General features: G+C 50.7%; 11 protein-coding genes. 2 read left to right on the forward strand and 9 right to left on the reverse strand.

The window, feature by feature from the left end; translation table 11 throughout:
- Nucleotides 1–791: 791 nt before the first annotated feature.
- From SH449x_RS19980 to SH449x_RS20010, 7 genes are all read right to left on the reverse strand, one after another.
- Nucleotides 792–1,253: a hypothetical protein gene (locus SH449x_RS19980; protein WP_482377843.1), complete on the reverse strand. Its 462-nt coding sequence runs from the start codon at nt 1,251–1,253 to the stop codon at nt 792–794.
- Between the two features lie 28 nt (nt 1,254–1,281).
- Nucleotides 1,282–3,414: an RHS repeat-associated core domain-containing protein gene (locus SH449x_RS19985; RefSeq protein WP_482377844.1), complete on the reverse strand. Its 2,133-nt coding sequence runs from the start codon at nt 3,412–3,414 to the stop codon at nt 1,282–1,284.
- A gap of 10 nt (nt 3,415–3,424) precedes the next feature.
- Entirely contained in the window at nt 3,425–3,853 is a 429-nt protein-coding gene (locus tag SH449x_RS19990) for a hypothetical protein (protein ID WP_482377845.1), read from the reverse strand.
- Nucleotides 3,834–6,008, reverse strand: coding sequence for an RHS repeat-associated core domain-containing protein (locus tag SH449x_RS19995; RefSeq protein WP_482377846.1), 2,175 nt, complete (start codon nt 6,006–6,008; stop codon nt 3,834–3,836). The genes SH449x_RS19990 and SH449x_RS19995 overlap by 20 nt, the downstream gene beginning before the upstream one ends.
- A gap of 329 nt (nt 6,009–6,337) precedes the next feature.
- Nucleotides 6,338–6,670, reverse strand: coding sequence for a hypothetical protein (locus SH449x_RS20000; protein WP_482377847.1), 333 nt, complete (start codon nt 6,668–6,670; stop codon nt 6,338–6,340).
- Nucleotides 6,671–6,724: 54 nt separating this feature from the next.
- The gene (locus SH449x_RS20005) at nt 6,725–7,066 is read right to left on the reverse strand and encodes a hypothetical protein (RefSeq protein ID WP_482377848.1); all 342 of its coding nucleotides are present in this window, start codon (nt 7,064–7,066) and stop codon (nt 6,725–6,727) included.
- Entirely contained in the window at nt 7,050–8,555 is a 1,506-nt protein-coding gene (locus SH449x_RS20010) for an RHS repeat-associated core domain-containing protein (protein ID WP_482377849.1), read from the reverse strand. The genes SH449x_RS20005 and SH449x_RS20010 overlap by 17 nt, the downstream gene beginning before the upstream one ends.
- A 59-nt stretch (nt 8,556–8,614) precedes the next feature.
- Between SH449x_RS20010 and SH449x_RS20015 the strand changes: the two genes are divergently transcribed.
- Entirely contained in the window at nt 8,615–8,755 is a 141-nt protein-coding gene (locus tag SH449x_RS20015) for a hypothetical protein (RefSeq protein ID WP_482377850.1), read from the forward strand.
- A 682-nt stretch (nt 8,756–9,437) separates the two neighbouring features.
- Here SH449x_RS20015 and SH449x_RS20020 read toward each other — a convergent pair.
- Nucleotides 9,438–10,358 (reverse strand): hypothetical protein, encoded by a 921-nt coding sequence (locus SH449x_RS20020; protein WP_482381874.1) that lies wholly within the window; start codon nt 10,356–10,358, stop codon nt 9,438–9,440.
- Nucleotides 10,300–13,560 carry an RHS repeat-associated core domain-containing protein gene (locus SH449x_RS20025; protein ID WP_482377851.1) on the reverse strand — a complete coding sequence of 1,087 codons (3,261 nt, stop codon included), beginning with the start codon at nt 13,558–13,560 and terminating at the stop codon, nt 10,300–10,302. Before SH449x_RS20025 ends, SH449x_RS20020 begins: the two co-directional genes overlap by 59 nt.
- 226 nt (nt 13,561–13,786) lie before the next feature.
- On the opposite strand from SH449x_RS20025, the gene SH449x_RS20030 reads away from it, so the two are divergent.
- On the forward strand, nt 13,787–14,488 hold the full coding sequence (locus SH449x_RS20030) for an HD domain-containing protein (protein WP_482377852.1): 702 nt from the start codon (nt 13,787–13,789) through the stop codon (nt 14,486–14,488).
- The last annotated feature ends 3 nt before the right edge of the window (nt 14,489–14,491 follow it).

Genomic DNA, 14,491 nt, shown 5'->3' on the forward strand with positions numbered 1-14,491 from the left:
GTTTCTCGCTAAATAGGTCGAGAATCTCCTCTCCCCTCATCCAGGTTCGGCGGCTTCGCCGCCGAAAAGAAGGGGGGGAGAGGGTTGGGGGAGTCGTTGCTTAGCGAGAAACGTAAAGCTCCGCAGGGCAAGCCTGCGGCATCCTCCCTCTATGCCACACAGCACGCGTAAAGATCAGAGCCAGAACTTTCATAAAGCAAGTACGGTTCCGATCTCAGCGGTCTTGGCATCCGTTTGGTCTGCAGGAAAATCGACTCGGCCCGCGACGTCGTATTGTTCCGCTCCAACAATTCGCAACAATTCGGCCATCGTACCGAAACGAGGTCTGAATCTCTACCGTCTCAATTCGGCCAAAAATACGACCACAATTCGGCCCGTAACACTTAACCCGGTTGGAACACGATTTGGCGATGCACCCGTTTCCTCTTTTAGATGCCGTTTTCTCTGGCTCGCCGCTCACTTTCCTTGCCCTCCGCTGCTCGCCTGCGCTGTGGTCGCTGGACTCGCTAGCGTTCGTCCTCGGCTACGGGCAACGCTCGTTTACCGGGAATTCAAGCTCACCTACTTCGATAACTATCATCGACGATTCGAGCCGTGTTGGCATGGCTAACGTCCTTTCGGCTCCCAAGCGAAAGATGCATCCTACTAAGACATTGCGGCGGCTTCCTGCCGCCGCTCTTCAGTTCAAACATCGTCGACAACGCAATGCATCAACGCGCTTCGAACATCACACATTGGAAAATCCACTGAGGTTCCGCCGGATTGCGGCGGCTCTGCTTAAGCCACATTCACTATCCGGCGGTTGTAGTTTGGTCCCCATCTCGCACACCTACAGCACATTTAGACATTATCCATGCACTCATTCGGTCGACCACTTCAACGCATTCCTTTGGGCCTCGCAATCGAAGCATTACAAGCTGATCGTCGATCGAATCTACCTCTACAACGACCCCAGTCGGAAGCGAGCTCAACGCGATTGGGAGGTATTTGTCGAGTAATTTTGATTGCAGCGCTCCGCATAGAATGTTTGCGTTGTCATCCTCGTTATCAGCGACCAATCGATTCGCAGTCTCGCCAATACCCGCCATTACGGCATCGAACAATTGCTCTTCAATCATGAGTTGAATGCTATCCGGGACGCTGACTCGAAGGTTCGTGTTTGCCACCTGCCAAGCTATTCCATCTACGCCGCGAAGGCCGTCTTCGATTTTCTCAATGCTTGCATCTGCACCCAAAACAAACGTGTATTCCATAGCTTAAAACTTTACCCTTTTGTGGCTTCTATCGGCCCATACACCAATCCCAGAACCGGCTGAAAGCATCTTCCAATGGTGGCTGCTCGTCCATAACCCCAAAGATCGATTGCCGCGAATTCATCCATTCGTTAGTGCTTCGTATAAGCTCCGCTCTCTCTCGATCAGTAAGCGGGCCCGAACGCCTCGAGATTACTCCACCTGGATCAACAACATAGTTGTAAACTGGCGTTCCCGCATCGACTATCACCATTCGAAAGCCGGATTCAATAAGGTCAGCACCAACGGCCTCTCTACCCATTGCTTCAAAGACTTCACCGCCACTCTTTCCGTTTGCAAACGCACTTCCACCAGCTCCAATGATGAAGATTGTACCGATTGCGCCTGGTATTTTTGGAGCGAACCTCTTCGTGTATCGAATTAGAGTACCGGCTTTCACTTGTGAAGCAATCGACTCGACCAACTGTCCATTTTGCAATATCTCCAGGACATTTCCGGCCGCAAGTCTGAACGAATGCCCAGTCTTCGCGAGCTTGCCCATAATGTCCTTGGTCCCTTCCGCATACGCGAATCCGTTTTTTAACGCGTCGAATTGGGCAGGTGTTAAAGACGAACTTTGCCCCTTGCTGATTATTTCCGTTGCCCAATCGGTCCATTGTGACCACGCTCCATTCTTGTACAGCTTGTGGTGCATATTGTGATCAGCAGCGTTAACCAACGTCATCGTGAAAGTACCGGTCTTTCGATCAAATGATTCATGATGCCAAACATGGCTACCTCGCGAGAACCCTTTTGACTTCTTCCCTGCGAGTTCATCCAACATCTTGTTGTCCATCTTCCTATCGCCCTGCGGAGTGATTTGATATCGGTGCGTCTTCCCATTTGAGTCCGGAACCGCAGAGATGAGCGGCGGTTCCTCGTACAATCCACTTGGGTCTGTCGCCATCGTAGGTTTATTCCCCACATATCGATAGAGATTCTCATCGCCGGCGGCGAAGCCGATGGGGTCTTGGCTGATGAAGCGGCCGGATTGGGTGCTGTAGTAACGATTGCGGTTGTAGGTTAATCCTCCTACGGGCTCGATGTCGCGGCCTGCGAATCCGTGATACGGCTGCTTCAATGCATTGCTCTGCGAGATTAGCTTGCCAAAGGAATCGTACTGCAATGTGTTGACTACTACCGCATTGACGCCGGTGGTCCTTTGCGCTACCCCGCGAACGGTTCCCAAATGATCGGTTAACTGATATTCAGGGGTACCCGCCGTTCCGCCGCTAAACCGTTGCTCGGATAGTACGCTGTCGACCCCAATGCCATAACGGAATCGACGTGTCGTTTGACCCGTTGCTCCCAGAATCTGACCAACTTGATCGCCATCGCTCATCAAATAATCGACCGATTGAGCATAACTCCCTGATCCAATGCCCGTTTGATTGCGAACGCTGGTTCGCCTGCCGGTCGGGTCATACGAATAATTCACTTGGCCGGTGAGACTGGTCAAGCTCGCATTGCTATGCACATCAATCTGAGTCAATTGACCTCTTCGGTTCCAAACGTAACTTTCCGTTTGTCCTGTGGTCTTGCTCGTGCGAACAGTCGTTCGTCCCTCAGCATCATATTGGTAGGTAAAATCACCGTCATCGAGCAGACGATTCCAAGTTCCAATTTGAGTCGTCTTGCCCGCTCGGTTAGTCGGGTTTCCGTTGGCATCGTAAGTGTAGCCCGTTGAGCCCGCTTGAATGAGTTGGCCATTGGCCGAGTAATTGTAGTTAGTGGTACCTTGTGGGGTGGTCAAGCTCGCTAAGCGGTTCGATGCACTGACATAAGCCATGCTGTAGGTCGCGAGCGAATTGGTACCTGATTGGTAGCTGATCGACGTGGGCCGCCCCGCTAAATCTCTCGTCGTGGTTTGCACCAATTCGGGATTGGAAGTGACGCTGCCGGTACCTTGCTCAGCGGTCGTGACAAGATCAAGCGTATTGTAAGAGAATTTGGACCAGAGGTTTCCTCCGGAAGACTGTGTGCGAGACTGCTGAGTCATCCGATCTCGGAAGTCGTAAAGCATGGCGTCGGTGTACTGGATGGTGGAGCCGTTGCTTAGCGATTTGCTGGTCGTTCTACCTGCCGTGTCAAAGGTATAGGTCTGTTTCAATACGTCGCTCACCTATGGATCGTTAGTTCGAGTTTCGTTCAGAAAGAGCAAAAATCTTCGAGATCAGCTCAGAGGGAACTTTATATCTTTCCAAAGTAGATCTAAGAGCATCTTTCTGTTCGGATGTGGCTGTCCCCCAAACGACTTGATATACGAATGTCAGCTCTTCGATAGGAATGTCGTAGTTGTATAATTCGTTTACTACGTCTTCTTCTTCGGGGTGATCTAGCTCGCTACGCAATAGCACTGGTGTTCCAATATTAATCAGATCCCTATATAGCGATGCACTTTGTTCTTCATCTTTGATGAAATAATAATCTCTTTTCTTTTTGTTAAATATAACGCAATGATCGTAAGGGCTTCTGTCCGTCCCGCGTAATTTAACGAAAACAATTTCTCGTGGGTCGTAGCCAAACCACCGAGTGAGCCTTTCAATAGCATCTTCTGACATACTTATCTCTTGTTAGGGTATTGGGAACGTTAATATTATACATGAACACCGATCCGTCGGACTGTACGACCTGAGACTCCCATTGGTCAAAAAACTCAAGGGTAACCCTATCGTCCCAAGAAGCCATAGGCCTTGAGAGAGGCGGATGAGTGTGCCAAAGCAGCTCGCCCTTCAATCCATCCTTGTAAACGACTCGTCCCATCTCTCCCGGCTCACCCGAAAACAATCGATATAGCACTTGCTCTTCAACTTTTTTTGTGATCGGATCTTTAACATGCATGGTAACTTTGACCAGCGAGAACTCAATGTCTTCGAAGTGTCTGGAAATCGACGCCCCTTCCTCGGCCGTTAACTCACGTTTTACGGGTAAGGACGCACGACCAGGGAGTGAAGGAACAATGACATCCCCAGCGGAGGATGTCCATGGTCCACTATTTTCACCGGCTAGGCCAGGACCAAGTTTGGAAGGCACATTTTTTTCAATCAGGCCAGAACTCGACCTGCCCACCCTCACGGATCGCATTTTTAGCAACTGCAGATGGGGTATCAATGAAATTGGCAACTCAATGCCAGCCGCCACGGGATTTTCTTTCCCTCCAGCAGCGTTCTCTCCGTACATTAAGTGGTAGATGGGAACGGTGGGCGCTAATGGTGTTAGGCGAACGACCTCACTTGAATCCTCAAACCCTCGCTGTGATGCATATGATCGAAGTTCCGGTGGCTCGGTTAAGCCATTTGCAAGCCCAGCTGTAGAGTAGCGAATAATGCCGCCACCCATGCCTCCAACTCCATTCGCATGATTCGAATGAATTGTTCCCGTTGGCCCTAGATGCGTGCTGCCGCCCGTTGCATATGCGGCTCCGTAGTTGAAATGTCGGTTAAACCACTGACGCATGTAATAGAATGGATCACCTCCCGAAACGGGACTGCCCCATAAGCCCGTCGGATCAGTCGCATTTGTCGGACTATTTCCGACATATCGATACAGATTCTCATCACCGGCGGCGAAGCCGATGGGGTCTTGGCTGATGAAGCGGCCGGTTTGAGTGCTGTAGTAACGATTTCGGTTGTACGTTAATCCTCCTACAGGCTCGATGTCGCGGCCTGCGAATCCGTGATACGGCTGCTTCGATGCATTGCTCTGCGAGATTAGCTTGCCAAAGGAATCGTACTGCAATGTGTTGACCACCGCAGCATTGACGCCGGTGGTTCTTTGCGCCACCCCGCGTACGGTTCCCAAATGATCGGTTAACTGATACTCAGGGGTACCCGCCGTTCCGCCGCTAAACCGTTGCTCGGATAGCACGCTGTCGACCCCAATACCATAACGGAATCGACGTGTCGTTTGACCTGTTGCTCCCAGAATCTGACCCACTTGATCACCATCGCTCATCAAGTAATCGACCGATTGAGCATAACTCCCTGATCCTACGCCCGTTTGATTGCGAACGCTCGTTCGCCTGCCGGTCGGATCATACGAATAGTTCACTTGGCCGGTGAGATTGGTCAAGTTCGCATTGCTATGCACATCAATCTGAGTCAATTGACCTCGCCGGTTCCAAACGTAATTTTCCGTTTGCCCTGTCGTCTTGCTCGTGCGAACAGTCGTTCGTCCCTCGGCATCATATTGATACGTAAAATCACCGTCATCGAGCAGACGATTCCAAGTTCCAATTTGCGTCGTCTTGCCCGCTCGGTTAGTCGGGTTTCCGTTAGCATCGTAAGTGTAGCCCGTTGAGCCCGCTTGAATGAGCTGGCCATTGGCCGAGTAATTGTAGTTAGTGGTGCCTTGTGGGGTGGTCAAGCTCGCTAAGCGGTTCGATGCGCTGACATAAGCCATGCTGTAGGTCGCGAGTGGATTAGCACCTGATTGGTAACTGACCGATGTGGGCCGCCCCGCTAAATCTCTGGTCGTGGTTTGCACTAATTCGGGATTGGAAGTGACACTGCCGGTACCTTGCTCAGCGGTCGTGACAAGATCGATTGAATTGTAGAAGAATTTGGACCAGAGGTTTCCTCCGGAAGACTGTGTGCGCGACTGCTGAGTCATCCGATCTCGGAAGTCGTAAAGCATGGTGTCGGTGTACTGGACGGTAGAGCCGTTGCTAAGCGATTTGCTGGCGATGCGCCCCACTGTGTCAAAGGTATAATTCATGGTCGAGGTCACCGATGACGCTCCCACGGCCGAAGTGACTTGTGGAATTGTCGTAATCTCCGAGGTCACCAATCCTGCCGTATTGTAAGTCCAATTGACTTTGTCTGTTGCGGATTGCGTGATGCCGGTCAGCCTGGAGCGAGCATCATAAGAATAATCAAAAGCCGTACTGGTACCAGTCCAGCATCGGCAAGTGAGTGGCTTTGTTTATACTGTTGTATAGGTCCGCTCCAAAATTCGCAACCATTCGGCCATCACACCGAAAAGAGGTCCAAATCTCTACCGTCTCAATTCGGCCAAAAATACGACCACAATTCTGCCCGTAACAATTATTCTGCTTTCCCAAGCCAACTGTTTACCAGGACTACAATAACCGTGAAGACTAGTGCTATCAAGAAGACCAGCCAGATGGACCAATACCAACTTATCAAGGATAACGGTGAATGGCATACGTAGCTTATCGCAAGTCCTAACAGCGCGACTGTGCTCAATCGCCATTCAACAGGTAGCTTCTTGGTCAGTTGATACCCAAACGCCATAAGCCCTGAAGCGAAAAGGTAGAGCCATCCGCAGCCAAATGCGAATCGCCGAAATTCATCGAAACCTAGTGTTCCATTCTTGTCGATGACCAAATACAAGTACGCGACAAGGATCGACAACACTCCGTTCACAAACACCGAGTATGCAACTGGGTGGCACTGTTTGTCTATTCTCTGCTAAAACCTTGCGGCGGCATCGTGCCGCCGCTCTTCAGCTCCTGGGCGTTCATCGAAACTCACTAAGAACACGTCGTTTAGGTCTTCTAGATCACAACTGATCGGTTCGATGTGCATTAGCATAAACCAATTCTCTGCATTTGCATCGCCATGCGCAATCGTTGTGGATACAAACCGGAGTTGCTTCGTAGGATTCCCTGCAACGTGAAACAGTTGACCTGGGAAAACACGATCCATTCCTTCTACGAACTTAACATGAAGGCTGAACCTACCTCGAAATCCTTGCTTGGCAAGGATGCACTTGACCGCAGCCAAGGCAACTTGGTCACTTGCACTTCTCAAGGTCGTCCAAAAAACCTCGAAGTCTGCTTTGGATATTTGATACTTCATTCTCTGGAATCTTCCACTTGCTAGCGTTCTGGAGTAGTTTTCTCTGTGCTTCTATCTCGGCCATTAGCCTAGCTTTGACTTCGCCGTACTCATCGACCCATTTCTGATACCGTCCTTTGATTCGCTGAGTATTGTGAATAAACTCCTCGAATACGTGAGACCGTGAAGCACCCGGAGAAAGAATGATTTCACCAGCCTTTTCGCTGGCGCCCATCACGCCTTTCCCATACGTATCGAGAAGGTGTTGAGCCGCCCAATCATCGTCCCAAATGTCACCGCCATTCTTCTCAAATGCTTTCTTCATTTGATCATAAAGTCGACGGTCTGCCATCGGCTGAAGATCGTCGCCCGTGCCAAGCAGAGTTCTTCCGAGGTTGTCGGACTGCTTGACAGCAGCTTCACCGCCTTCAGCAAGAAGCCTTTTCGGATTGAGTGTCAAAATGTCAGCTGCCAAAACCGCCTTGTCTGCAACCTCAAGTGAAACCTCTGATGCACGCAAAGTGCTTTCAGCTTCCCCAAGCAAACGCCGATATTCTCTTCTCGGATCGCTTGCACTATTCACAACAGATGACGGTACACCAAGTGATCTCAATTGATCCTTCGGGAAATCCTCAATACTCTTGTAAGAAGTCCCGAGTCGTTGGTTCAGTCCCTGAACCAATTGATCATGCTCCGAGTACAGCTTTTGCCACTCACTTTCAGAGGGAATTGCCTGCTCAAACCAAGGTTCTGCCCATGTCCACGGCTTGTACCACGTCCAATCTAATCCCGATGGATCCCTACGATTGGTTGGTGAATTTCCGGTGTACCGATAGAGATTCTCATCACCAGCGGCGAAGCCGATGGGGTCTTGGCTGATGAAGCGTCCGGTTTGAGTGCTGTAGTAACGATTGCGGTTGTACGTTAATCCTCCTACAGGCTCGATGTCGCGGCCTGCGAATCCGTGATACGGCTGCTTCGCCGTATTGCTCTGCGAGATTAGCTTGCCAAAGGAATCGTACTGCAATGTGTTGACTACTGCCGCATTGACGCCGGTGGTTCTTTGCGCCACCCCACGTACGGTTCCCAAATGATCCGTTAACTGATACTCAGGGGTACTCGCCGTTCCGCCGCTAAACCGTTGCTCGGATAGTACGCTGTCGACCCCAATGCCATAACGGAATCGACGTGTCGTTTGACCCGTTGCTCCCAAGATCTGACCCACTTGATCGCCATCGCTCATCAAGTAATCGACCGATTGAGCATAACTACCTGAGCCAATGCCCGTTTGATTGCGAACGCTCGTTCGCCTGCCGGTCGGGTCATCCGAATAGTTCACTTGGCCGGTGAGACTGGTCAAGCTCGCATTGCTATGCACATCAATCTGAGTCAATTGACCTCGCCGGTTCCAAACGTAACTTTCCGTTTGCCCTGTGGTCCGATTTCGGAGATCGATAACCATCGCCTTAGTCTTTGCCAAAGGGAACCAGAGCAAGTCGCTTTTGCAACAGCAACCTTTTCATGTTAGCCGCAAAGGGGGCTGGTCGCAATCGAGCACTTGATATTCTACCTGCAATCAAATGTGGCATAAGTCACCACATCGATCGCAAAGAAGGACGGGAGTTTTTCAAGTCGTTGGCGTTCACGGAATTGTTCGAATAAAGGGATAAGGCCCAGTCTGACGGCTCCGCTGACCTTGTGTCAGTGGACCGATGACTCGTTGGCTAGATCTGCGACAACACTTCCCGCGTTCTTCGCCCCCATTGAGCTTGCCTCAATGGAGCGCATGACGGTCTGGCTGGAGAACGCACCGACGCTGAGAAATTTCCGTCTTTCAAACTTCACCCTGCACATTTCAAACTTCCTTCGCTTCCACTGACGCAAGGTCAATGGAGAGCAAGGGGGTGGGGGTATACTCGTTGTCAATGAATATTCAGAATAACGGTTCACTCCGTAAATAGGTCGAGAATCTCCACTCCCCTTATCCAGGTTCGGCGGCTTCGCCGCCGAAAAGAAGGGGAGGGGAGAGGGTTGGGGGAGTCGTTACTTAGCGAGAAACGTGAAGCTCCGCAGGGCAAGCCTGCGGCATCCTCCCTCTATGCCACACGGCCCGAATTAAGATCAAAGCCAGAAATTTCATTAAGCAAAAACGGTTCCGATCTCAGCGGTCTTGGCATCTGTTTGGTCTGCAGGAACGTCGACTCGGCCCGCGACGTCGTATTGGTCCGCTCCAACAATTCGCAACAATTCGGCCATCGTACCGAAAAGAGGTCTGAATCTCTACCGTCTCAATTCGGCCAAAAATACGACAACAATTCGGCCCGTAACAACTAATGATTCCAGTTCATGGAATATCGACATGTATTTCTCGTCGCACCTTAAGTGCCTTTTGAAACTGTTCATCGGTTGCGCCGTCACATTCCGTATCAATTGGTCCGAAGGCAAACGGAGTCATGTCATTTCTAATCATCCATTCAAGAAGTTCGCCTGTAACCGCTACCCAATTTTCTCCGCTTACGGCATCGTCCAGATTCCACGTCGATAGTTTCACCGGCCAACCGGAACCGTTAGTCGGATTTCCGAATATGTCCTGAGTGTTTACTTCTTCCTGGGGTGTAAAAGATTCGCACTTCGGACATCTTTTGGGAACCTCTCCACATTCGACGCAAGCTACGATTTGATGCTTACAATTGGAACAATAGCCGTCCTCATCCTTTATGATTCCTGAGACTTTGCATACGTCGCTGATTGTATCCAAGAACCAATAGGCATATTGCAGCGACGACTCAATAAAAGAATCCTGTTTCTTGCTGTTTTGCACAAATCGAAAGCCCTTAAAGCAGCTCGATTCGAACAACTCTTTGACACTCGAGTGGATATACGCCGTTCCAACTCCATGAATTAGCGGCTGACAAGTGTCGTTACGCAATGAAAACTCAACCTTAGCTACACGCTTTCGAATCCGATTACATCCAATGCACACTCTAGCATCCAGGTATTCAAGTCTATCATTCAATACTTCGTTAAATTCGAAATCATCGAAGGGATCCTCAAAGTTGGGCCAAGGAACAAAACGGCTTGTTAGTCCCTCCGATTCCCAACGGATGTTTAGATTATCCGTGACGAAGATTTGCCCTGGGCAAATCCAGTAGAAGACACCGTCCAATTTCTTCCGCAATTTCGGTCGATAAATGCGCATAATGAGCTTAGTGATTGCTTCCTTCCCAATACAGTCCGCATTGGATGGAATTGTTGATTTTGTCATCAAGTCCTATCGAACGCCCCCAGTTCGCTGCTGCATCACCCAGATTCATCAATGCTTCACGACTGGGACTTCCCATCGGCCCTGATTTCTGACGCAAAACTCTGCTGTAGGCGGCAAGAAAGGCATCGAACTTATCCTGTTGTTCTGGTGTTGGCGCAGCCATTGCGGAAGCGGTATTCAGTCCACCGTACACTGTTACGAGAATACCGAATCTCCGCAACCACTTCGACCAGTTGGCGCCCGCCTTAGGTTTCGTCGAGAGCAAATTCTCCACTTGCTCATTAGCTCGATTGATGTACCTCTTTCGGCTCTCGTTGAAGGCAACACCATATTGCGGACCCAGGTGTGTTGGGGTTGCGTTAATAGCGGTGTGGTGTGCCTTCGCGATATCGTCCGCACTCGAACTAACTCCAATGTAGAATCCTGACCAGTTTGACTGCTGAGCTTTTACAAACTCCTGGTATCGACTAAATATCCTTCTTTGTGTTGCATCGTCAGCGCTTCTGATCGCGGCAGAGACATCTTCGTATCTGCGATAATTCAGTTTTCCTTTGTCGACATCGAGTTCTGAGCCTATCTGATCCCAAAACTCCCTCTGCTCTCTTGTGATTTGGTTATGAACATGAGTCGGAACTGCTACAATATAAGTTGGAGAGTGTACCCCCTTAGAAAACATCCCTCCCGGAGACATCTTTTGTAACCACGGAGCCATCGAATCGTGCTGACTGAACCAGTGGTGCGCTTGCCAAAAACGCGTATTTCCCCTACCAACCGACATCGTATCGTCTAACGCCTCAAAAGCCTCTAGAGTCCCCCGCTTTCGTAGCTCCTCAATAAAATCGTCGCGATACTCTTCCAATCCACTCGGATCAGTCGCATTTGTCGGACTATTTCTGACATACCGATAGAGGTTCTCATCACCAGCGGCGAAGCCGATGGGGTCTTGGCTGATGAAGCGGCCGGTTTGAGTGCTGTAGTAACGATTGCGGTTGTACGTTAATCCTCCTACGGGCTCGATGTCGCGGCCTGCAAATCCGTGATGCGGCTGCTTCGCTGTATTGCTCTGCGAGATCAGCTTGCCAAAGGAATCGTACTGCAATGTGTTGACTACTGCAGCATTCACTCCGGTGGTCCTTTGCGCTACCCCGCGAACGGTTCCCAAATGATCCGTTAACTGATATTCAGGATTGCTGGCCGTTCCGCCGCTAAACCGTTGCTCGGATAGTACGCTGTCGACCCCAATGCCATAACGGAATCGACGTGTCGTTTGACCCGTTGCTCCCAGAATCTGACCCACTTGATCGCCATCGCTCATCAAATAATCGACCGATTGAGCATAACTCCCTGATCCAATGCCCGTTTGATTGCGAACGCTGGTTCGCCTGCCGGTCGGGTCATACGAATAATTCACTTGGCCGGTGAGATTGGTCAAGTTCGCATTGCTATGCACATCAATTTGAGTTAGCTGACCTCGCCGGTTCCAAACGTAACTTTCCGTTTGTCCTGTGGTCTTGCTCGTGCGGACAGTCGTTCGTCCCTCGGCATCATATTGATACGTAAAATCACCGTCATCGAGCAGCCGATTCCAAGTTCCAATTTGAGTCGTCTTGCCCGCCCGGTTGGTGGGGTTTCCGTTGGCATCGTAAGTGTAGCCCGTTGAACCCGCTTGAATGAGTTGGCCATTGGCCGAGTAATTGTAGTTGGTGGTGCCTTGTGGGGTGGTCAAGCTCGCCAACCGGTTCGATGCGCTGACATAAGCCATGCTGTAGGTCGCGAGCGAATTGGTACCCGATTGGTAGCTGATCGACGTGGGCCGCCCCGCTAAATCTCTCGTCGTGGATTGTACCAATTCAGGGTTCGAAGTGACACTACCGGTGCCTTGCTGCGCGGTTGTGACAAGATCGATTGAATTGTAAGTGAATTTGGACCAGAGGTTTCCTCCGGAAGACTGTGTGCGCGACTGCTGAGTCATTCGATCTCGGAAATCGTAAAGCATGGCGTCGGTATATTGGACGGTGGAGCCGTTGCTAAGCGATTTGCTAGCGATGCGCCCCACTGTGTCGTACGTATAATTCATGGTCGAGGTCACCGATGACGCTCCGAGGGCCGAAGTGACTTGTGGAATTGTCGTAATCTCGGAAGTCACCAATCCTGCCGTATTGTAAGTCCAATTGACCTTGTCCGTTGCGGAACGTGTGATACCAGTCAGTCTGGAGCGAGCATCATAAGAATAATCAAAAGCCGTACTGGTACCAGTCCAGAGTTCTTTGGAGACTTGGCCACTCACGTTGTGTTGATACTCGGTTTTGGCACCGGTTCGATCGGTGTATTCTCGTGTTTGACCGGGAGTCGTGTATTTCCATTGACGCGAAGCGTTTCCGACTTGCTCCTCGGTTGCAACCCGTCCCATGGAATCATAAACCCATTTGGTGATGTTATTGTTGGGGTCTTTGAGTTCCGTAATTTGACCCGCAGGATTGTATTTGTAGGTGGTGGTGCCACCTCCAGACTCGACCGTCGTTATCGGACGCCAAAGTCCGTCATACGTAACGGTATTGCTTTCACCATCTGAGGAGGTTTGCTGAACCGTTCTCAAGTTGCTCGTAAAGTTGTAGTTCCATGTCGTACTGCGCCGAACAAGAATGCCAGTACCGTCCGGATCTGGTTCCGACATGGTTGTGATACGATCCCAAGGGTCATATTGGAAATTGGTTGTTGCCCCATTGGGAGCCGTGATGCCAGTGTTACGACCTAAATTATCGTAGGTAAAGTTTGTGGCAAAATTTACATCGGCAACGCCAGTGAGCGGATTCGGACCGCGCACCGAGGTGACTTCGTCAAATCGGTTGTAAACATATTGCGTGAACGCACCGGCGAAATTTCTTTCGCTCGTTAGCCTGTCCAGGTTGTCGTATTGGAATGAGGCGAATACCGTACCTGTGCCATTTAATGAGGGCATATCGATTCGGGTCAATCGATCTCGCGAGTCACTGGTATAGGTTAATGCACGTCCGTCAGGAAGAGTTACTGCCTGGTAGTGCAGTCCGTTAGAACGAGTTTTGGCGCCGAATTGCGTCATTGATCTCCCGGCGGGCCCGATGCCGTCTGGATCTGAGGTGACGATGCTCGACAGTCGTCCCAAGGTATCATAGCGGTTGATTTGTGCCTGTCCGTTGAGATTCGTCGCGGCGACCTGATCCATTTTGGAATCGTATGCGAACGTCACGCGCGGTCTGCAAATCGAGCCGCAACTAGCCCTGCTCCGTTTTTGTAAAAAATCGGTAAAATGCAAAATTCATGGCTACACGGCACCAAAACCAATACATACATAGGAAAAATTCCGTGGCAACCATCGGCTTTGAGGCGAGCGAGCAATAGCGATACTATCAACAGCACGCAATACAAACACACATTACAGGACTGTAACTTTGAATCAGGTTTGGAATGAAACTTGGGAATCGCAGATCTCTTCGTGGGTGGATCGCGCGATCGCGGATGCGGACGCTGGTCACGGCGTGGACCACGTCAAGCGGGTTGTTGTTAACGCCGCTCACTTGAGCCGTACCGAACAAGCCAACGTGGATGTTGTCATGCCCGCGGCTTGGTTGCACGATTGTGTATTCGTCCCTAAAAACTCACCCGACCGATCGCGAGCCTCTCGCTTGGCTGCCGAATCCGCCTCAATATACCTCAGTTCCATAAACTACCCCGCTGAACTGATCCCTAGGATTTATCATTGCATCGTGGCCCATAGCTTCTCGGCGAACATCGCATGCGAGACTTTAGAAGCGATGGTCCTCCAAGATGCGGATCGCCTGGAAGCGGTCGGCGCGATCGGAATTGCCAGATGCTTAATGACCGGTGGGGCTATGCGACAACGGCTCTACCACCCCGACGAACCGTTTCCATTGAACCGACAGCCGCAAGACGATGTGCAGTCAGTCGATCACTTTTTTGCTAAGCTTCTAAAGCTCCCGCAGACTATGAAAACCAACTCTGGTGCCGCGATGGCTCGAGCGAGAACGGGATTTATGATCCAGTTTCTGAATCAACTGGCCAGCGAACTCGGAATCGATATCGCGCACGTGGATGCGGCGATACGTAAGAACTGCGAGAGCCGAGCAACCTAGTCA

The sequence above is a fragment of the Brakhagea baltica genome (assembly GCF_052161605.1).
Lineage (GTDB): Bacteria > Planctomycetota > Planctomycetia > Pirellulales > Pirellulaceae > JBKCUI01.